At 60.8% G+C, this 18,441-nt stretch carries 19 protein-coding genes and 3 pseudogenes; 10 read left to right on the top strand and 12 right to left on the bottom strand.

The window, feature by feature from the left end:
* On the top strand, positions 1 to 231 hold a 231-nt coding region (locus BLQ92_RS38650), incomplete at its 5' end, for a hypothetical protein (protein WP_244896712.1).
* A 212-nt stretch (positions 232 to 443) separates the two neighbouring features.
* On the opposite strand, the gene BLQ92_RS38645 is transcribed toward BLQ92_RS38650, so the two are convergent.
* Both BLQ92_RS38645 and BLQ92_RS38640 read right to left on the bottom strand, forming a co-directional pair.
* Complete coding sequence (locus tag BLQ92_RS38645) at positions 444 to 818, bottom strand: DUF3564 domain-containing protein (protein WP_090695998.1); 375 nt, start codon at positions 816 to 818, stop codon at positions 444 to 446.
* 53 nt (positions 819 to 871) lie between these two features.
* Positions 872 to 1,159 (bottom strand): c-type cytochrome, encoded by a 288-nt coding sequence (locus tag BLQ92_RS38640; RefSeq protein ID WP_090695997.1) that lies wholly within the window; start codon positions 1,157 to 1,159, stop codon positions 872 to 874.
* 350 nt (positions 1,160 to 1,509) lie between these two features.
* Between BLQ92_RS38640 and BLQ92_RS38635 the strand changes: the two genes are divergently transcribed.
* From BLQ92_RS38635 to BLQ92_RS38625, 3 genes and pseudogenes are all read left to right on the top strand, one after another.
* Positions 1,510 to 1,785, top strand: coding sequence for a DUF1488 family protein (locus BLQ92_RS38635; RefSeq protein ID WP_090695996.1), 276 nt, complete (start codon positions 1,510 to 1,512; stop codon positions 1,783 to 1,785).
* A 211-nt stretch (positions 1,786 to 1,996) separates the two neighbouring features.
* Positions 1,997 to 2,224 carry a DUF3562 domain-containing protein gene (locus BLQ92_RS38630; protein ID WP_090695994.1) on the top strand — a complete coding sequence of 76 codons (228 nt, stop codon included), beginning with the start codon at positions 1,997 to 1,999 and terminating at the stop codon, positions 2,222 to 2,224.
* A 1-nt stretch (position 2,225) separates the two neighbouring features.
* Positions 2,226 to 3,198 (top strand): annotated as a pseudogene (locus BLQ92_RS38625) (zinc-dependent alcohol dehydrogenase family protein).
* 48 nt (positions 3,199 to 3,246) lie between these two features.
* Here BLQ92_RS38625 and BLQ92_RS38620 read toward each other — a convergent pair.
* From BLQ92_RS38620 to BLQ92_RS38590, 7 genes and pseudogenes are all read right to left on the bottom strand, one after another.
* Positions 3,247 to 3,988: pseudogene (locus BLQ92_RS38620) on the bottom strand (helix-turn-helix domain-containing protein).
* Positions 3,989 to 4,420: 432 nt separating this feature from the next.
* Positions 4,421 to 5,551: an ABC transporter permease gene (locus BLQ92_RS38615; protein WP_090695993.1), complete on the bottom strand. Its 1,131-nt coding sequence runs from the start codon at positions 5,549 to 5,551 to the stop codon at positions 4,421 to 4,423.
* Positions 5,552 to 5,557: 6 nt separating this feature from the next.
* Entirely contained in the window at positions 5,558 to 6,694 is a 1,137-nt protein-coding gene (locus tag BLQ92_RS38610; RefSeq protein WP_090695992.1) for an ABC transporter permease, read from the bottom strand.
* Positions 6,691 to 7,644 carry an ABC transporter ATP-binding protein gene (locus BLQ92_RS38605; protein ID WP_090695991.1) on the bottom strand — a complete coding sequence of 318 codons (954 nt, stop codon included), beginning with the start codon at positions 7,642 to 7,644 and terminating at the stop codon, positions 6,691 to 6,693. The genes BLQ92_RS38610 and BLQ92_RS38605 overlap by 4 nt, the downstream gene beginning before the upstream one ends.
* Positions 7,641 to 8,585, bottom strand: a complete 945-nt coding sequence (locus BLQ92_RS38600; protein WP_090695990.1) for an ABC transporter ATP-binding protein — start codon at positions 8,583 to 8,585, stop codon at positions 7,641 to 7,643. Before BLQ92_RS38600 ends, BLQ92_RS38605 begins: the two co-directional genes overlap by 4 nt.
* Positions 8,582 to 9,595, bottom strand: coding sequence for an HlyD family secretion protein (locus tag BLQ92_RS38595; protein ID WP_244106153.1), 1,014 nt, complete (start codon positions 9,593 to 9,595; stop codon positions 8,582 to 8,584). Before BLQ92_RS38595 ends, BLQ92_RS38600 begins: the two co-directional genes overlap by 4 nt.
* A gap of 60 nt (positions 9,596 to 9,655) precedes the next feature.
* Complete coding sequence (locus BLQ92_RS38590) at positions 9,656 to 10,834, bottom strand: alkene reductase (RefSeq protein WP_090695989.1); 1,179 nt, start codon at positions 10,832 to 10,834, stop codon at positions 9,656 to 9,658.
* A gap of 324 nt (positions 10,835 to 11,158) precedes the next feature.
* On the opposite strand from BLQ92_RS38590, the gene BLQ92_RS41215 reads away from it, so the two are divergent.
* The 4 genes and pseudogenes from BLQ92_RS41215 to BLQ92_RS38575 all read left to right on the top strand — a co-directional run bounded on the left by BLQ92_RS41215 (position 11,159) and on the right by BLQ92_RS38575 (position 13,265).
* Positions 11,159 to 11,287 (top strand): hypothetical protein, encoded by a 129-nt coding sequence (locus BLQ92_RS41215; protein ID WP_279607911.1) that lies wholly within the window; start codon positions 11,159 to 11,161, stop codon positions 11,285 to 11,287.
* Positions 11,284 to 11,814: pseudogene (locus BLQ92_RS38585) on the top strand (flavin reductase family protein). The gene BLQ92_RS41215 and the pseudogene BLQ92_RS38585 overlap by 4 nt, the downstream one beginning before the upstream one ends.
* Before the next feature lie 46 nt (positions 11,815 to 11,860).
* Positions 11,861 to 12,457, top strand: coding sequence for an NAD(P)H-dependent oxidoreductase (locus tag BLQ92_RS38580; RefSeq protein WP_090695988.1), 597 nt, complete (start codon positions 11,861 to 11,863; stop codon positions 12,455 to 12,457).
* A gap of 121 nt (positions 12,458 to 12,578) precedes the next feature.
* Positions 12,579 to 13,265, top strand: coding sequence for a LemA family protein (locus tag BLQ92_RS38575; protein ID WP_090695987.1), 687 nt, complete (start codon positions 12,579 to 12,581; stop codon positions 13,263 to 13,265).
* Here the strand turns inward: BLQ92_RS38575 and BLQ92_RS38570 are convergent.
* Both BLQ92_RS38570 and BLQ92_RS38565 read right to left on the bottom strand, forming a co-directional pair.
* Positions 13,214 to 13,765, bottom strand: a complete 552-nt coding sequence (locus BLQ92_RS38570; RefSeq protein ID WP_090695986.1) for a universal stress protein — start codon at positions 13,763 to 13,765, stop codon at positions 13,214 to 13,216. The two genes, BLQ92_RS38575 and BLQ92_RS38570, sit on opposite strands and share 52 nt — an antisense overlap.
* Before the next feature lie 107 nt (positions 13,766 to 13,872).
* The gene (locus BLQ92_RS38565; RefSeq protein ID WP_090695985.1) at positions 13,873 to 15,573 is read right to left on the bottom strand and encodes a bifunctional aminoglycoside phosphotransferase/ATP-binding protein; all 1,701 of its coding nucleotides are present in this window, start codon (positions 15,571 to 15,573) and stop codon (positions 13,873 to 13,875) included.
* A 318-nt stretch (positions 15,574 to 15,891) separates the two neighbouring features.
* Here BLQ92_RS38565 and BLQ92_RS38560 point away from each other — a divergent pair, with 318 nt between their 5' ends.
* Both BLQ92_RS38560 and BLQ92_RS38555 read left to right on the top strand, forming a co-directional pair.
* A complete protein-coding gene (locus tag BLQ92_RS38560) occupies positions 15,892 to 16,326 on the top strand; it encodes an Hsp20/alpha crystallin family protein (RefSeq protein ID WP_090695984.1) in 435 nt (144 codons plus the stop codon).
* A gap of 179 nt (positions 16,327 to 16,505) precedes the next feature.
* Entirely contained in the window at positions 16,506 to 17,156 is a 651-nt protein-coding gene (locus tag BLQ92_RS38555) for a BON domain-containing protein (protein ID WP_090695983.1), read from the top strand.
* Positions 17,157 to 17,290: 134 nt separating this feature from the next.
* Here the strand turns inward: BLQ92_RS38555 and BLQ92_RS38550 are convergent, their stop codons facing one another.
* Positions 17,291 to 18,328, bottom strand: a complete 1,038-nt coding sequence (locus BLQ92_RS38550; protein ID WP_090691711.1) for an IS481 family transposase — start codon at positions 18,326 to 18,328, stop codon at positions 17,291 to 17,293.
* Positions 18,329 to 18,441: the final 113 nt, after the last annotated feature.

Raw genomic sequence — 18,441 nt, 5'->3', positions numbered from 1 at the left:
AAAACCATGAAGCCCCTTCATCAGCCTTCAGGTATCACCCACGGGCTCGAGTTCCTGATCGCCGAGAACTGGTCTGCTGATCAGGCGCTCGCTGTCGTCGAACTTATCGACGATCTCCGCGAGCGCATCGTCGGGCACTATCAGATTGCGCTCAACGAACTGCTGCGCGAACAGCGCTCGCCTCCTGGAAACCCTCACCCTCCTCGTGACAACGAGGCCGCCCCATTCTGACTAACGACCGGCACGCTCGACCATGGGCGCCAACGACTGACCACGGTTGTTGACGCTTTTACTCAACCTTGCGCCGCCGTTTAGTGTCGGATTTGCACCGCCGCTAACAGCCCACGGTGTAAGGACGAAACATAGCTGGTAAGTGCTGTGAAAACCTCCGAGATTGGCCGTGAGTGACATCGACGATTCCGTCTATCAGGTTCGGTAACCGGTTACGCCGCGTCGTCGGCGGCGAACAGGCGGTGTTCCGGCTCGGTGGTTTCGTGGTCGATGCACTGCACGTGCCAGTGACCCTGAGCCGAAGGCAGTCCTGCATGGGCACACCACTGCGCTGGACCTGTCTCGCCTTCGAACGGACCTTCTGTTCTATCCAGTTGCAAGCCTTCGAGCACGCATAATGGACGTGTGCCACGCGCTCCGCAGACCATGGTGCCGTGCGAATCGACGACCAATGCGCCCCACTCGGGCAGGTCGAGCCCCACATGACCTTCCCGCGACCACTGTTGTGTTTCCTTGTCAAGCCAGAGGATAGCGTAGGCGCAGGGGTTGACACGGTCGAACGTGTCGAGGTGAAGAGTGATGCGCATGGTGTTCTCCGGTGGCGCGCCGCAGCGAGCTTGCGCCACGGCCATTATGTCAGTCATTGACTCAGCACCCACTGAATCAACGTGTGGGCGTCTTCCTGCGAAAGCGGACCGCCGCGGTCCGCCGGCAAAGGCATCGACATGTCGCCCCAATGCGCCTTGCCGCCAACTCTCAGCTTTTGTTCGAGCATCACACTCGCCTCCGGGTTGTTGTGGTAACGCGCAGCGATCTGCTGAAATGAGGGCGCGAGAAACGGAGCATCGACGGTATGGCAGAACATGCAATGTTGCTGGTCGACCAGTGCGGTGGGCTCGGACTGTGCCTGCGCTTCGCCGCTGGTCATGCACAGGATGCATACAATGCCGGCAAGGAAGCGATTCTGGATGAGGGCGTTCACGAATGACACTCCGAGGCGTGTATTGAAATCAGTGTACGAGTGCCGTCGCGAATTAGGTTGATGCATGTCAACGCGATGTGTTGACCCTATTCGGCGTTGCGTGCGTCCGCGTCCGGCCTCGAGTTGACTTGGGTCAAGCGGGGTCTGTGGCCGCAGCTTGTCACCCGGCGCCAGCGGACTATGCTGATAAAAAGCCGGTCTCTCGCGTGGAATGCTGGCCAGCTATGTGACGCGCCCGATCCGATCTGGTCGGGAAGGCGAGCTTAGGACTCCACACGCGCTAAGGATAAGACATGATGCATATCACTTTTCCACAGGAACGCCCTGAGTATTGCGGACCGGATCTTGTACTGGCATTCCCTGCCGTGGTCAATGGTGAGCGCATTCGATGCGCGATCACCGCCGAAGCGCTGGAAGATCATTTCAGCGCCGCATCGCCGCGCGAAGATGACCTGATCGGTGCGTTCGATGCACATCGGCGCGCGATCGAACACGCCGCGCAGCGTATGCTGGCCGAACTCGGTGGCAAGCCGGTACTCTTGCACAGCGGATATTTCCGTTTCTGCGAGTGATCCGTGTGGCAACAGGGCTGAGACGCTGCGCCCATACGCGGCGGTTACGACACGATATCCGCTAACGGCCGCCGCAGCGGATTTTCAACTGGTGTCAGAGGCAGCAGGTCGGCATTGATTCAGGTCAACCCACGGTGGGCGTGTTGAGATCACATTAACTACCGAAGGTCTGGACCCACGCACCGCATCTTTTCCCACCCGGAGTCCCGTCATGCCTCGCGATAAACTATTGATACCCCTGCTTGATATCGCACGGGGGACGGCGCTGAGTGAAGACGACCTGGCCCGCATGGTAGGCGATGAAATCAGTCGTCTGTCGGCCGGCGCCCGGGTCCACGACTATATTCAGATGATTGCGATCAAGCGAGTATGCGAAAAGGTGAGGCGGAGCGCCTCCCACTGCCGTGCGAGCGGCAACCATCGCAGAAGCGGGGTGTGACATCCGCGCAATGGCATTCGACGATACCGGAGGGCCGCTGCGGGACGTGGAGGTTCCAGATCCAGTGCCTGCTGCGGGTCAGTTGCTAATTGATGTCCACGCACGCGGCATTTTCCGGGCCGACCTGGATTTGATTGACCATGATCTGCCCCATCCAAAGCGGCCTGTGATCCCAGGTCACGAAATCGTTGGCACCGTTAAGGCGGTGGGGGCGGGAGTCTCCGGTTTCAGTGTGGGGAAAAGGGTTGGCGTGCCATGGGTAGGCCACACCTGTGGCCACTGCCGATATGCGAGAATCTATGCGACGAACCGCGTTTTACGGGGTATACGATCGACGGCGGTTACGCCGAGCACACGGTCGCCGACAGCCGCTACTGCTTTCATCTGCTTGAGCGATATTCGGACGTGGAAGCGGCACCACTGCTGTGCACAGGACTCCTCTGCAATCGCACGCTGGCCACGGCAGGCGATGCGCAGCGGATCGGCATCTACGGGTTTGGCGCCGCCGCGCATATCGTCTCCCAGGTCGCGCTTTATCAGGGGCGTACAGTTTATGCATTCACGCGTGACGACGATGTGGCGGCTCAACAGCTCGCGCTGCGGCTCGGTGCGAAGTGGGCCGGCAGCAGCAACGAAGCGGCGCCTGACGAACTCGATGCTGCGCTACTGTTCGCGCCCGTTGGTACACTCGTGCCGATTGCCCTGAGGGCAGTGGTGAAGGGCGGTATTGTGGTGTGTGGCGGGTTTCACAAGAGCGATATCCATCCTTTCCGTACGACTTTCTGTGGGGCGAGCGTCGCGTGGTGTCGGCGGCCAATCTTACGCGCGAAGACGGGCTTACGTTCCTGCGTCTGGCCGCCGAGATTCCGCTCGACATCGAAACCACGCCTTATCCGCTGGGCGAGGCCAACCGGGCCCTTGCCGATCTGCGCGAGGGAAAGCTGACGGGGGCCGCGGTGCTGGCAATCCGCTAACCGGACCGCCACGCGCTATTCTGTCCAGGTGCCTACCCACTGCCCCCGCTATACCTGGATGCGGGCAAGCCCCTTGAGGTCGACAATGCGAATCTGCTTGCCGCGCGCATCGGTCAGACCATCGCGCTGGAACTTCAAGAACATGCGGCTGACGGTTTCGAGCTTCATCCCGAGATAGCTGCCGATTTCCTCACGGGCCATCCGCAGGTTAAATTCCGCAGGCGAATAGCCGCGCGCCTTGAGCCTTTGCGACAGATTGAACAGGAACGAGGCGGCGCGCTGCTCTGCGGACATCGTGCCGAGTAGCATCATGAGCACGGATTCCCGGACAATCTCGCTGCCCATCATCCGGTGTACATGCTGCTGGACGACCTAGATTTCGCGGCACATCGCTTCGGGCAGGTTGAACGGGATGATCCATGCGTTGCTGGCTTCCATGGCAATCGCATCGCAGCTATGACGACTGGAGCAGACCCCGTCCAGACCGAGCGAATCGCCCGCGAAATGAAAACCGGTGACTTGCTCGCAACCGTCGCGGTGCATCAGGACGGTCTTGAATGAGCCTGCTCGGACTGCGTAGATACTTTGGAATGGATCATTGGTGCGATATGGCGCTTCGCCCTGCTTGACCATCCTGGTGGTGCAGATCAGCGATTCGAGGCGCGCTGTCTTGACCTCCGACAGTCCTTGCGGCAAGCAGGATTGCGCGCATCGGGCAACTGGAGCAACGCGCGGCCGGCCGTATCGGTATGGCCGGGGCCGTCGGCTTGAGGCCGTGCGGCGCGGGTATCACGACGGGGACAACCGGACATCCGACATGGTTTGCTCCAGTTTATCGATGGGTGTCGGCGAGACGCTCGCGGGCAATCCGCTCCATCGTGTTGCGCGCCAGATCGAACTGCGATACTGGCCAGCGCACCTTCAGGCTCTTCTGCTTCGCCCACTATTGCTGCCCCCTCAAACGATCCAAAGAGCACGGCCGTTCGTTTCCGGGCGTCGGCCGAGTCTTCGACCAGAAAGATTTTCAGCATGGCGCGCGTTTGTTGGTGTTGGAGAAGGGAAGTATCGGCGGCGCCGTCTCAAAATAAAATCCGCGGCGAATGAAGTTCAGGTAGGTGACGTGGAAGTCGTATAGAGCGATTCCTATGTGGCGGCTGGGGCGCTGTATCGCTGTTCGGATCAGCGCCTCAGCGCGCACGGCAGCCTCAACCGTGTTCGCGGCTCAGTCGAGCGACTTGCGGAATCGCAGCACGCTGATTGTCAGCATGACCGCGCCGAGCAAGCCCATTGCTGCGAATTGAGGCCACAGCACAGTAAAACCTACGCCTTTGAGGAACTCCGAGCGCAGCACCACGAGAAAATAGCGTAGCGGATTGATCAGCGTAATCCACTGCATGATTTTGGGCATGGCGGCAATCGGAAACGCAAATCCAGACAGGATGAAGAGCGGGTTGATCAGAAAGAAATTCAGCGAGAACGCCTGTTGCTGGGTGCGCGAGAAGGTCGACAGCAGCAAGCCGAGACCGAGTGCCGCCAACAGGAAAAGCGACGCACCCGCCAGCATCACGAGTGGATTACCGACGAACGGAACGTGAAACCACCAGATCCCGACAGCCGTCACGAGCGCGACGTCGGCGAGGCCGATCAGAAAGAACGGCACGGTCTTGCCAAGGATGAACTCGACCGGTCTGATCGGACTCACCATGATCTGCTCAAGTGTGCCGATCTCCCGCTCGCGGACCACGGCAAACGCCGTGAGGCTGACCACCTGCATCAGAGTGAGCGTGCCGACTACGCCGGGAATGAAAAACCAGCGGTCGTCGATGGCGTCGTTGTACCAGGGGCGTTCTCGCAGCGAGACCGCCACGGCGGCTGGCGCGGCGCCGGCAGACTCGGGCCAGGCTTCGCTCATTTGATCGGTCTGGAATTGAGTCACGATCTGGTTGATGTAACCGAGCGCGATCAACGCAGTGTTGGAGTTGGTGCCGTCCACGATGACCTGCAGCGGGGCGCCACGACCATCGTTCAGATATTGCGAGAATCCGGCATGGATCACTATCGCCACTGTGGCATCGCCTGTATCCATATCATGGACGATCTGATGTTCCGTGCCGGCGTCGTCCACAACGTCGAATTTGCCGGTGGCGATGAAGTGGGAGACAAGGCCCCGGCTCGCCTGACTGTGGTCGAGATCGAGCACGGCGAGACTCACGTGATTGACCGTAAAGGTTGCGGCGTAACCATAGATGATGACCTGCAGAATCAGCGGCACGATCAACCGGAACATGGCCCATCGATCGCGCTTGAGCTCGAGAAACTCCTTCATCAGCATGACCTGCAGGCGGTCGAACATGGCAGGCTAGTCCAGGTGTTTGTGGAAGGCGCGCGCTGCCATCCAGATGATCGCGACTGCGTAGACGGCCAGCGCGAGGATCGGCACGGCAAGCTCGGCGAGGGTGCTACCTTTCAGGAACACCGCACGCAGGATGGTGATGTAGTAGCGCGCATAGACCAGCAGCGTGGCAGCCTGGATCGGCGCGGGCATCTGGTCGATCGCGAAGGTATAGCCGGACAGCATGCTGGTGGGCAGCATCGTCAGCAGCAGCGCGACCTGGCTCGCGCCGAGCTGGCTGCGGATATGGACCGAGACGAGGTAGCCGATGCCGAGCACAACGAGCGTAAACAGCGCGGTGGTGGCGACCAGCGTGACGATGTTGCCGCGAAACGGCACATGAAACCAGAAGATCGTGCTGAGCAGGCAGAACGCGGCATTTGCGAGGCCGATCGCAAAGTACGGCAGCAGCTTGCCCAGCATTACTTCAAGCGCAGTGATGGGGGTCGAGATAAGCTGCTCCATCGTGCCACGCTCCCATTCGCGCGAGACGGTGAGCGATGTGAGCTGCGCACCGACCAGCGCAAGAATCACCGCGACAATCCCCGGGATGATGAAGTTACGGCTGTCCAGTCCTTCGTTGAACCAGACGCGCGGTTCCAGATCCACCAGGCCGATGGTTTGTGGAAGTAGCCCGTGCGCCTGGTTCCAGCGGGACTGGAAGTTGGCGGTGGTCTGGGCGATCACGCCTTGCGCATAACCCATGGCAATATTGGTCGTATTGGCGTCGGTCGCGTCGAACACGGTTTGCACCGAGGCGACACCGGTCATCGTCAATACGCGCGAAAAATCGACTGGAATGGTGAGCACACCGGCGCAGGTGCCGCGGTCCATCGCGTCGCGCAGCGCGCGCTCGTTATTGAGCGGGTGGACGGCCGAGAACCATTTCGAGGCGACAAAGTTCTGCACGAGTTCGCGGCTGACCTGGCTATGCGCTTCGTCATCGATGCACAGCGGGATGCGCCTGATGTCCAGGCTGACGCCGTAGCCAAGCAGCACCATCTGCAGCAACGGCATGAGCAGCGCAATCGCGAGGCTGCGCGGGTCACGCCAGATCTGCAGCGTTTCCTTATAGGCCATTGCCATCAGACGTCGCAGGTTCATTGCGGATGAACTCCCTTGTCGGTGCGGGAGACGAGGCGCACGAACACGTCCTCGAGGCTTGCACGGATGGCGTGGGGCGGCGTCGAGTCGATGTGCCGTTGGGCGAGCAGTGGTAGCAGCGCAGCTTCATTCGTTCCAGTGCGCATCAGCACATGCAGCCGGTCGCCGAAGATCGCGGCGTCGATCACATCGGGCGTCTCGCGTAACGCCGCAAGGGCGGCGCCAAGCGGCGCACAGACCAGTTCGAAGAGATTGCCGCCGAGGTTGTGCTCGCGCAGGGCGCCAGGGCTTCCCATCGCCACCAGCTTCCCCGCGTCGATCAGTGCGATGCGGTGACAATACTCCGCTTCTTCCATGTAGTGCGTGGTCACCAGCACCGTCACGCCGCCCGCCGCGAGCTCGTGAATCAGGTCCCAGAAACGCCGGCGCGCTTCTGGTTCGACGCCGGAGGTCGGTTCGTCGAGAAACAGCACGGGTGGTCGATGCAAGATCGCACAGCCGAGCGCGAGCCGCTGTTTCCAGCCGCCCGCGAGCGTGCGCACGAGCGTATCGTCACGGCCCTCGAGCCCTGCCATGGCGATGGCGCGCCGGATCCGTTCGTCGATCTCGGACCGGGGCACCCGGTAGATGCCGCAGAAAAAGCGCAGATTCTCGCGGCAGGTCAAGTCGCCGTATAACGAGAATTTCTGCGACATGTAGCCGATGTGGGCGCGTAGCGACTCCGCCTGGGTACCGACATCGAAACCGGCTACCGTCGCCTGTCCGGCGCTCGGGGATAGCAGTCCGCACAGCATACGAATGGCGGTCGACTTGCCCGCTCCGTTGGGACCGATGAAGCCGACCACCTCGCCTTTGCTGATAGACAGATCGAGGCGATCCACTGCGGTGAATGCACCGAACCGCTTTGTGAGGCCCACCGCCTTGATGACGGGATCGCCGGGATCGGTCATGCGGAGCTTCCCGACCCGACGAGAGCGACAAAGACATCTTCGATGCCGGGCTCGACGCGCGTAATCGTTGCATGCTCGATGGTCTTGCTGGCGAGGCGGGCTGCCAGTTCCGGCGCGCGGCGCAGCGCGTCATCGACGCGCACATGCACGCGGTCGCCCATCAGCAACGCTCCCAGCACGCCTGGCGCGTCGACGAGCGCGTTGTGTACTGCGCGCGGATCGGGCGCGGCGATGGCGAGCAACGCTCCCGGCATGGCCCGCTTGAGCCGGGCGGGGGTGTCGCATTGACGGATCTCGCCGGCATGTAGCAGTGCCAGACGTGAGCAGCGTTCGGCCTCGTCCATGTACGCGGTGGACAGCACGATGGTGACGCCGCTTTCACGCAGGTTGTAGAGAATCTCCCAGAAATCGCGCCGCGACACCGGGTCCACACCGGTCGTCGGTTCGTCGAGCAACAGCACGCGCGGCGTGTGAATCAAGGCGCAGACGAGACCGAGCTTCTGCTTCATGCCGCCGGACAGCTGGCCGGCCAGGCGCTGCCTGAACGACACCAGCCCCGCGGCCTTGAGGAGCTGGTCGCGACGGTTGCGCTGCGTCTTGCGCGGCACGCTGAACAGTTCCCCATAGAAGGCGATGTTCTCTGCGACGCTCAGATCCTCATACAGGCCGAAGCGCTGTGGCATATAACTGAGCGCGGCCTTGGCACGCTCAGGCGCTGCTACGACGTCGATATCTTCCAGCCGGATTTCACCGGAGTCCGGCCGCAGCACCCCCGCGAGCATCCGCATAATCGTGGTTTTGCCCGCGCCATCCGGCCCGACGAGGCCGAAGATTTCCCCTCGCGCGATGTCGACGCTGATGCCGCGCACGGCCTGTACTGCTCCGAAGCTGCGAACCAGTGCGTGCGCGTGGATGGCGGGCCCTGTCGGCGTGGCGCTCATTTCCCGGCCGCCAGCAGCGCAATCGACGCATCGGCCGGCATGCCCGGCAACAGTTCGTGCGTTGGGTTGTCGATATCGACACGAATCCGGTACACCAGCGTGACGCGCTCCGCGTGCGTCTCGACCGTTTTCGGCGTGAACTCAGCCTGAGGGGAAATGAAGCTGACGCGGCCACGATAGGTCTTGCCGGGGTAAGTATCGGTCGTCACGTCGACGCTCTCATGCAGACGAACCTTGCCGATATCGGGCTCGTTCACATAGGCCCGCAGCCAGACATGATCGAGTTCATCGATCGTAAAGATGGCGACACCGGCGCCGGCAAGCTCGCCGAGTTCCGCTTCGCGCACGGCAATCACCCCGTCGAAAGGGGCGCGTAGCACGGTGTAAGACAGCATGACCTGGTCGAGCTTGAGCTTTGCGTCGGCGGCTGCCCGGTTCGCACGGGCCAGCGCAATGTTGTTACTTGCGACTTCGACCAGAGCCTGGTCATGCGCGAGTGTGGCGGCAGACTGGCGCTCGGCAGTCAAGGCGAGGTCGCGCGCCTGAACGGAAACCGCGTTGCTTTTCAGTAGCGTTTCGTTGCGCCCGAGATCCAACCGCTTTTCGGCAAGATCGAACTGGTCGCTGACGACACTGTTGTGAGTCGCAGCCAGCGTGCTTTCGTTCGCGCTGATCTGCGCGGTGGCAATGTCCAGGTCGGTACGGTCGATTTCCGTCTGCTGACGATACAGGCTGTCGTCGAGCCGCGCGAGCACCGTATCGCGTTTGACGTACGCACCTTCGTCGAACGGCAGATAGACGATCGGCGCCTGCACCTGAGTGACGCTCAGGACGCTTTCGTGCGCCTCGATATTGCCGGACACGACGACATGGCTCGTGTCCTCAGATGGACCGAACAGCGCCGACCAGCGCCACGCACCGTAGGCGCCGATCGCGACAGCGAGAAGCGCGAGCGCCAGCAAAACCTGCAGGCGGTGCGCTGAGAGAGTCGTGTGCAGTTTGTCGATCACAGTTTTTCGTGTCCCGGTTGTGACGAAACCAGCGGCATCGTCTTAAGTACGGTCGCGCGATCATGTCGGTGTGGCTGCGGTATCGCTGCCGCCGAACGAGTTCCATCGGCACGCCGTATCACGTTCGACCGGCGTCAGGCCGGGGTAGTCGTTGTAGCCCACCGCACCGCCACCGAAGAAAGTCGCGTGGTCCGGAACGTTCAACCGCGCCCCGATCTGCAGGCGCTGTACGAGGTCGGGGTTGGCGATGTAGAGCCTGCCGAACGAGATGAGATCTGCCAGATCATGCCGCCGTGCGTTCAGCGCAAGTTCCAGGACATAGCCGTTATTCGCCATGTAAAGCCCCTTGAACGAGCGCCGCAGATGCTGGAAGTCGAAGCAGGCCGTAAGCTCGCGCGGCCCCTGTGTAACGCCTTCAATGACGTGGATATAGGCCAGATCGAACGCGTTCAGTTGCTCGGCGACGTAGCCGTACGTTGCGGCGGGATCGCTGTCGAGTGCCGCGCCGTTGACCGGGCTGATCGGCGACAGGCGAATACCGGTGCGCGCGCCGCCGCAGACGCCCACAACCGCCTCGACCACTTCGAGCAGAAAGCGCGCGCGGTTCTCCCGCGAACCGCCGTAGGCATCCGTGCGCCAGTTGGTGCTGTCGCGCAGAAACTGCTCGATGAGGTAGCCGTTGGCCGCATGGATCTCGACGCCGTCAAAGCCGGCGGCTAACGCGTTTCGTGCCGCAAGCCGATACTGGTCGACGATCTGGGGAATTTCCTCCGTATCCAGCGCGCGCGGTGTCGGGCAGGCCTGGAAGCCCGATGAAGTATAGGACGTGGCCTGCGGCACGAGCGCCGAAGGCGCGACCGGCAGTATGCCGCCTGGCTGCAACGAAGAATGGGACACCCGCCCGACGTGCCACAGTTGCGGGAAAATCTTGCCGCCTCGGGCATGGACGCCGTCTGTTACGTGCCGCCAGCCCGCGATCTGCGCATCGTTAAAGATGCCCGGCGTCAATGCGTAGCCTCTTGCGCCAGGCGAGATGTTGACGCCTTCGCTGATGATCAGTCCAGCGGAGGCTCGCTGCGCATAGTGTTCTGCAATCAGTGCACCTGGGACGCCGTGCTCGTCCGCTCGGCTGCGTGTCAGCGGCGCCATGACGATACGGTTTGTCAGTAGATATGACCCTAGCTGAACCGGTTGAAAAAGGTCACTAAGCGCCTGGGCCGTTTCTATTCTGGTTCCCATTGATCTCTCCTTGTGTGCCGACTGGCATGAAACCGGGCAGCGGTGGCCGGCCGTGCGTGCACCGGAACACCACGAGCGTAGACCGCCAAAGGCAGGCCCATTTGACCTTGGTCAACGAGGGAATCAATCAATCCACACGGGTAGTTGCAATGCTGGCCGTCGTCACGCGTGATTGACCGTGTTGGACATCATTTGATCCTACGCAAGGCAGGTGCAATCTGTCGAGCGTCTACTTGGCCGGTGGCTGCGGTCTTTTGCGGCCACCCCGCTATGGACAGTGGCCGGCAAGCATTTGCTTCCCGGTATTTCTTGAGGAGAGTAGCCATGCAGTTCCACATTGCCCTGACGACGCTTATGATCGTCTCCTCACTAGTTACCATGGCAACGTTCAGGCGCATGACTGTCACCCGGAAGACCATTCAAAAGGCCGCGGTGCGGCGTCAGGTGTTGTGAAGGATTTGCCGCTTTCCGACGTCTATCAGTTGCTGGAGCCGGGTCCTGTCGTCCTGCCCGCGACCTGTCATAAGGGGCACGCCAACGTTATGACGATGTCATGGCAAATGATGGTCGAATTTACGCCTCCACTGGTGGCGTGTGTCGTCAGCCGAGCGGGTTTCAGCTTTGCCGCGTTACGTGCGACCCGTGAATGCGTGATCACCGTCCCGGCCATGGAACTGGCGGCGAAAGTGGTCAAGATCGGGAATTACTCGGGACGCGAGATCGACAAATTCAAAACCATTGGCCTGACGTCGTGACTGGCTGAACGCATCGCATCGGCACTGATCGCAGAATGTTTCGCCAATCTTGAATGCCGGGTAGTCGAGACACGGCTGGTGAACAAATACGATCTCTTCGTGCTGGAGGTGGTGAAAGCGTGGAGGGACCCGGCTCAGCGCAATCCGAAGACAATCCACCACTGTGGATCTGGCGTCTTTGTTGTAGACGGTAAAACGATCCGGCTCAAGTCAAGGATGCCGTAACGAAACACCCGGCAACATTATCTGGATTGAGTGGGAAGGAAGAAATATGAAACACCTCGTCGTAGTGGCTCATCCCGTGGAAGACAGCTTCACGATGGGACTCGCCCGCGCCTATACAGATGAACTGGCAAAGCTCGGACATGTGCAGCGAACATGTGATCTGTATCGCATGGGATTTAACCCTGCACTGACCGCGAATGAGTTGATGCCGGCGCGCGACGGACATCTGGACTGCGCCGACGTGGTGCAAGCACAGGATGAGATTCGCGCGGCCGATGTCCTCATCGTGTTCTATCCGCTCTGGTGGATGTCGATGCCGGCGATGATGAAAGGCTATGTCGACCGTGTTTTTGCCAGCGGTTTCTCTTACGATTCCACTCAAGGCATTGTGCATGGACTGCTGAGCGGGAAGAAGGCGCTTATGGTCACCTGCTCCGGTGCGCCGCTCCCGTTGCTGGTGAAAAGCGGTAACTGGAACGCCGTGCAGGTTTTGCAGGATACACATATCTTCGGCTCAGCCGGCTTCGAACTGATCGAGCATCTGCATTTCGACGAGATTGTTCCGTCGTTGCCGGAAACCGTGGCCGCGCATCATATGGAACGCGTTAGGTCCTGTGTGCGGCAGCATTTTTTCTGCAGCTAGCCTGCTGCATCCCTGCAATGCAGGACATCCTGACTTTCGCTCTCGCGTTTTCCCGATGCCGCCACGTGACAAACTTCACTGGGTGACCTGGATCAATTGACTGCGCCCAATCGCACCTAGCATGATCAAGGAGTACTACTTCGTTAAATCCTGGCGACGGCGCCGGGATGTGCAAGCGGAGACTCATGGGGGCGAGATGAAACCGACTGCGATTGCATTCCGACTTTTCCTGACGTTGCTGCTCAGCAGTTGCAGTTTGCCTGTAGCGCGAGACCACGATGCGCAGGTGAATGCTGCGCTGATGGATGTGTTGGAGCAATATCAGTATCGAGCGAATCTGGTATCCAAACTGCTCGCAGCCGTGCATGGTGCCGCGAACCTTGCAGGGCCGCCGCTCGCGGCGCTTGTGGCCGCGAGGTCGCAGTTGGCGGTCGTTCCAGCCACCCCGGGAGAGCTGGACAATCCAGTCGCATTCGAGCGCTTCGAGGTCGGTCAGCGGCAACTGGAAGACGCGCTGTCAGGTCTGTTGATCTCGATCGATGACGACCGCCGACTAGCGGCCGATCCGACCATCTGCCGGTTGAGGGCCCAGTTCGCCAACGCCGAAAGTCGGATTGCCACGGAGCGCGATCAGTACGATCAAGCGGCCAAACAGTACAATGCCGCGCTCGACCGGTTTCCTGACAATTTTGCTGCGCGGGTCTTCGGCTACCAAAAGCGGTCCACTTTCGACGGATCAGCGCTGGCGCTGCCGCGTCATCCTCCTCGTGTGGATTTTGGTTCGCTGCGCGGCTCGTTGCGCGTCTGATTTCTGCCTTCCGGTGCTCCACTGGTGTCAGTGGCAACCTCGGGAAGGCCGTGCGCCGAGATCATCAGGACCGGACATTCGGCAATCCGCAAAAAACGCTCCGCGACGCTGCCAAGCACGAGCCTCCGAACGCCGCGCCGACCGTGGGTCCCCATGACGACGAGATCGGCTTTCAGGTCCGCAGCCGCATGGAGGATGCAGCGAGCGACATCGAAATCGTCGCCAACCGGATTGGTTTCGATGGTCCGCGGCGTGCCCTCTATGCCGTCGTGCTTCATCTGTGCAAGCGCGTCGTCGATCAACTTTTTGCCTTCCTCCACGAACGCGTCGCGCACGATACCTGGATCGTAGCTTGGGGCGTCATAGACCATCAGCGGGACGTCGACGACATAGAGTGGCTGCAACTCGGCGCCGGATTCGCGGGCGATCTGGAGGGCGGCGTTGAACGCGCGAGCGGACGTTTGACTGCCGTCGATGGCGGCGAGAATGTGTCGATACATGTCAAACCTCTCTGATGAGAACGGTATCTTTTATCATGAGCACCGAGCCGGTGGGGAATGATGATCTGGATCAAGCTGTTCCGGTTCCCGAGCGACCGTAGGCGGACTCACGCAACGCTGCGGCAACCGACCGCGCCCCCGTCGCTGCTCTGCCATTGGCGCGTGCCGGTGGGATCGGGGTGTTCCACCGCCCGCTCCGGGTGCAGGCGAACCAGCAACGGTTTCCAGTACGTTGCCCGCTGAAACGCGCCCAGAGGAACATCTGTATCGAAAGCAATCGTCAATGCAGCTTCGTCGGGCGTGAGTGGTTCTTCGTTGGCGAGTTGCCTGACGAGTACCGCTGCATTGGCGTCAGACGACTGGCCAGCATCAGTTGTGCGGTTGCGCACGCGCTCGGCCAACTGTTGAGGCCTTGTATGGAAATCCAGCAGAAACACCGGGACGTCGAACACGCATGCCAGCTCGATAAAACGTGCACGATGTTGCTGCTTCAGAAACGTCGCATCAACGAGTGCCGGGTAGCCTGCTTCTACCACACGGCGCGCCATCGCTAGCAGGGCGTCATAGTGTGAGTCGATCGCCTTGCGGGAGTATGAGGCAGCAGGCAGGGGGTGATAATCCGGCGGCGCGAACGGGTGTTGACGCTTGCGTTCGGTATCGCTGGACAGGCGGATTGCGCCGATGTGGGTGGCAAGCGCTTCGCTCGCCACCGATTTGCCGGACCCGGAATAGCCATGACAAAGCAAGAGATACGGCTGCGGCGCGCTCGCCATGCGGGCAGCACAGGTTACATAGTGCCGGGCGCGCGCAAGACCGTCCGCGACTAACGATCCGCGCGATTTCAGCGCTTCGACGAGCGCTCGCACCAGCGCCCGGTAGACGACATAGAAACGCAGCGACGTGAGGACCGCGAAGTCGCCGGTGCGCTGCAGCCAGCCGTTCAGGAGCGCTGACGCGAGGTCGTCGCGGCCATGCGCTTGCAGATCCATCAGCGGGAAGGCGAGATCGCTGGCGACGTCCATCCAGCGCAAGGCCTCGCTAAATTCGATGCAATCGAACATGACAGCGTCGTTGCCCTTGCGCACGATGTTATCGAGGTGCAAATCGCCGTGGCATTCGCGCACAAACCCGCTGGTGCGACGCGCTTCAAAGTGCCCGGCGAGCCGCGCCCCTTCCCGTTCACACCACCAACGCAGACGGGTGGGCACGAGCGTACCGGTCTCCCGCTCGAGCGAGGCCAGTACGGACTCCATCTGAGCGCGCACGAAAGGCGCCGAGCCCAGCATTCTGCGCGGTGTGGTCGAAGGGCTGGAGCGATGAAACGCTGCGAGACGCTCTGCCATCCGGTCGATGAGCCCGAAACCCAGTTCGCCACGCGCGAGCAGGCGGGAAAACAACTCTCGTTCGTCGAATCGTTTCATCCGCACCGCATGCTCGACAGGCGTGCCTCGAGCGCCCACCTTGCAGATGCGTCCAAGGCGGACGATTGGTGCCACGCCGAGATAGAGCCCGCAAGCAAGACGCCGGTTGAGCCGCACCTCTTCGTTGCAGTCATGCTGCCTGGCGAACACGTCTGTGAAATCGACGAATCCCAGATCGACGGGCTTCTTGATCTTGTAGGCATATCGCCCGGCCAGATAGATCACCGAAAGATGGGTTTCGATTCGTCGGATGCGTCCCGCCGGGTGTCGATACGAGCTCGGGCGCTGCAATGATGCGTCGATGCGGGACCAACCGTGGCGGGCGATGCATTCGCGACGCTGCGCATGAAGCGTCCGGCGAATAGGAGCGGTTGATTGGGTAGGCATGGACGACTCCGCAGATTCAAGAGAGCATTTCCAGCGTAAGCAGGTTTCAGTTCACGGAATTGACCGAAGTCAGTGTTTTGCGAACCGCTCCGGTTACGCGCGTCGATTGATACACGTCAACGGACGTTCTGCATACGGGTCTAAAGTCGGCTGGTAAAGGGGCGTCGATATGGATGTGAGCATCGAAATGTACTGCGCCCAGCGCAAATTTTTGTGGTTGACGAGGAAGCGGCGGTCGCACCTGCAGGACAAGGAGCGGGGCCGTTTGATGCAGTGTGATATCCATGGCGATCATGGACCATTTGAGGAGTAGCTACGATGAGCAACTTGACACGTTATGACCCGTTCTCGATGGAGCCGGTGTCCGATCTGTTCCATGGCTTGTTCCGTCCCCTGCGTGGCATCGCCACCGGCGACGACGTGCCACTGGCGGACATGAAGCTCGATGTGACGGAAAGTGACAGTGCGTACACGGTCAAAGCAGAACTGCCGGGTGTCGACAAAAAGGACATCGACGTCAAGATCGACGGCAACACGGTATCGATCAGCGCGAAGGTGGAGCGCAATAAGGAATTGAAGGAAGGCGAGCGGGTGCTGCGACGTGAACGTTATTCGGGCGCAATCAGCCGGTCGTTCTCGCTGGCGAGCGAAATCGATGAGGCAACGGCGGCAGCGCAGTATCAGGACGGTGTATTGTCACTGACCTTGCCGAAGAAAGGGCCTTCAGCACAAAAACGTTTGCAGATCAGTTAGGCGAACGGGGCAGGGGGTGCATCGGGATTGCGCCCCCTGTTTGAGGCGCAATAGAGGGCTATCAGCAAGACGTCGAAGATAGGCTCCCCAAGCCGCAGCGATCACGCAGACCATCCGAATTCACAGGCGGTGCGACGCAAGTGAACGGCAAGGCCGTGTGGGCATGACTGGAGAGTGAAATGAAGACGGACCAGCAACTGCAGCAGGAAGTCGAAGAGGAGCTCGCGTGGGATCCTGCGATCAACGTGACGGATATCGGTGTCGAAGTGAAGGAGCGGGTGGTCACGCTGTCTGGGCATCCTGCCAGCTATGCGGAAAAGCTGGCGGCCCAGAAGGCGGCGCAACGGGTCGCCGGTATCAGGGCGGTCATGGTCGAAATGGATATACGATTGCCGCACGGTGACGTACGAACGGATGAAGAGATTGCCAACGCGGTTCGCTCAATCCTGACGTGGACCGTCGGACTGCGGGAATCCTCGGTTCAGGTGGAAGTCGAGAAGGGCTGGGTAACCATGCGCGGCGAGGTCGACCGGGCGTACAAGCGGTACGTGGCGACATGCACCGTCAGCCACATGCGCGGTGTCACGGGTGTTACGAACCTGATCGATGTGGGCGGCGACGTGGTGGCCGAAGATATTGGCGAGAAGATCGGCAGAGCCTTGCAACGTCATGCCGAGCGCGAAGCGAATCACATCGGGGTCACCGCGCATGAGGGTATCGTCACGCTGACCGGTAAGGTGGGCTCGTATGCGGAGCGATCGGCCGCGCGGGGAGCAGCATGGTCGGCACCTGGCGTGCATAGGGTTGTCGACAATCTGACGGTCGGGTAGCGCTGCGAGCGCAAGCCCCTTGCGTGGCCTTGCGCCGGACGCGTGGCATACAGTTCGAAGTATTGCCGCATTTACATGTATTAGCCTAGACCGGATCTGACAGGTAGTCGGGGAAGTGAGGTAAGGAACACGATTCAGCGAGGAATCAGTTTCTCCCTGGCGAGTTCAAGCGAATCGAGGAAGGTACGCATAGGCGTCTTGCCATAACACCATCGCCCCTGATGTTCGCGCTCATTGTTGTACTGGTCAAGCCATGCGTCGAGATCGCTTTGCAAGGTCGGGATCGAATCGTAGATCTTCCGGCGGAAGGCGATGCGATAGAACTCGTTGAGCATGGTCTTGTGAAGCCGCTCGACGATGCCGTTGGTTTGTGGAGAGCGCGCTTTGGTGCGGGTGTGATCGATGTTCTCCACGGCCAGATAAAGCTCGTATTCATGGTGCTCCGGGTTGCCGCAATACTCGGTACCCCGGTCAGTGAGCACGCGCACGAGCGGGATGCCATAGCTGTCGAAGAACGGAACGACGCGATCGTTGAGCAGGTCGGCGGCCGGCAGCGGTGTCTTCCGGTCGTAAAGCTTGGCGAACGCCACCTTCGAGTAGGTGTCGACGAAGGTTTGCTGATAGACCCGGCCCACGCCCTTGAGCGTACCAACGTAAAAGGTATCCTGGGCGCCGCAGTAGCCGGGGCATTCAGATTCGAACTCGCCGTGCGTTTCCTTTTCCAGTTTGGCGCGTTCAAGCGCCGCCAACTGCGATTCAGTCAACACCAGTCCTTCCTGGGCGGACTTGGCCTCCAGCGCCTTCAGGCGCTTGTTCATGGTCTCGAGGTCATGGCGCAACCAGATGCTACGCACCCCCTGAGGCGAGACGCTAAGGGCGTGGCGTTTGAGCACCTCGTTGGCGATACGGATCTGGCCGTAAGCGGGCAGTTCCAGGGCCAGTTCGACCACCGCCGCCTCGACCCGCGGATCCACGCGGTTCTTCAGCAGCGGGCGGTGGTGGGAGATTTCCTGCAGGGCCGCTTCGCCGCCCTTGTCGTACAGTTCCTTGAAGCGGTAGAAGCTGTCGCGGGAATAGCCCATTACCCGGCAGGCTTGGCTGACATTGCCCAGTTGCCGAGCCAGTTCGAGCATGCCGACCTTGGCACGGATGACTTTCTGTTCCTGAGTCATGGTTGACTCCTTGCGGTTTGCCGCGCGCGTTGCCGCTTCGGACTACGTCCTCCACGCCCACGCGCAACAGCACGAGAAACCGACCACTGTCAGATTTAGTCTAGGCTATTGCA

Source organism: Paraburkholderia phenazinium (genome assembly GCF_900100735.1).
Classification (GTDB): domain Bacteria; phylum Pseudomonadota; class Gammaproteobacteria; order Burkholderiales; family Burkholderiaceae; genus Paraburkholderia; species Paraburkholderia phenazinia.
Note: the sequence above shows the minus strand (reverse complement) of the source record. Positions and strands in the feature narration are given on the sequence as shown.

Excerpts from the sequence above, each read along its gene's own strand:
- BLQ92_RS38610 (WP_090695992.1), bottom strand. The coding sequence starts at position 6,694 with ATGAACCTGCGACGTCTGATGGCAATGGCCTATAAGGAAACGCTGCAG.
- BLQ92_RS38555 (WP_090695983.1), top strand. The coding sequence starts at position 16,506 with ATGAAGACGGACCAGCAACTGCAGCAGGAAGTCGAAGAGGAGCTCGCG.
- BLQ92_RS38615 (WP_090695993.1), bottom strand. The coding sequence starts at position 5,551 with ATGTTCGACCGCCTGCAGGTCATGCTGATGAAGGAGTTTCTCGAGCTC.
- BLQ92_RS38640 (WP_090695997.1), bottom strand. The coding sequence starts at position 1,159 with ATGACCAGCGGCGAAGCGCAGGCACAGTCCGAGCCCACCGCACTGGTC.
- BLQ92_RS38635 (WP_090695996.1), top strand. The coding sequence starts at position 1,510 with ATGCATATCACTTTTCCACAGGAACGCCCTGAGTATTGCGGACCGGAT.
- BLQ92_RS38600 (WP_090695990.1), bottom strand. The coding sequence starts at position 8,585 with ATGAGCGCCACGCCGACAGGGCCCGCCATCCACGCGCACGCACTGGTT.
- BLQ92_RS38645 (WP_090695998.1), bottom strand. The coding sequence starts at position 818 with ATGCGCATCACTCTTCACCTCGACACGTTCGACCGTGTCAACCCCTGC.
- BLQ92_RS38605 (WP_090695991.1), bottom strand. The coding sequence starts at position 7,644 with ATGACCGATCCCGGCGATCCCGTCATCAAGGCGGTGGGCCTCACAAAG.
- BLQ92_RS38550 (WP_090691711.1), bottom strand. The coding sequence starts at position 18,328 with ATGACTCAGGAACAGAAAGTCATCCGTGCCAAGGTCGGCATGCTCGAA.
- BLQ92_RS41215 (WP_279607911.1), top strand. The coding sequence starts at position 11,159 with ATGCAGTTCCACATTGCCCTGACGACGCTTATGATCGTCTCCTCACTA.
- BLQ92_RS38630 (WP_090695994.1), top strand. The coding sequence starts at position 1,997 with ATGCCTCGCGATAAACTATTGATACCCCTGCTTGATATCGCACGGGGG.
- BLQ92_RS38580 (WP_090695988.1), top strand. The coding sequence starts at position 11,861 with ATGAAACACCTCGTCGTAGTGGCTCATCCCGTGGAAGACAGCTTCACG.
- BLQ92_RS38570 (WP_090695986.1), bottom strand. The coding sequence starts at position 13,765 with ATGTATCGACACATTCTCGCCGCCATCGACGGCAGTCAAACGTCCGCT.
- BLQ92_RS38560 (WP_090695984.1), top strand. The coding sequence starts at position 15,892 with ATGAGCAACTTGACACGTTATGACCCGTTCTCGATGGAGCCGGTGTCC.
- BLQ92_RS38575 (WP_090695987.1), top strand. The coding sequence starts at position 12,579 with ATGATCAAGGAGTACTACTTCGTTAAATCCTGGCGACGGCGCCGGGAT.
- BLQ92_RS38565 (WP_090695985.1), bottom strand. The coding sequence starts at position 15,573 with ATGCCTACCCAATCAACCGCTCCTATTCGCCGGACGCTTCATGCGCAG.
- BLQ92_RS38590 (WP_090695989.1), bottom strand. The coding sequence starts at position 10,834 with ATGGGAACCAGAATAGAAACGGCCCAGGCGCTTAGTGACCTTTTTCAA.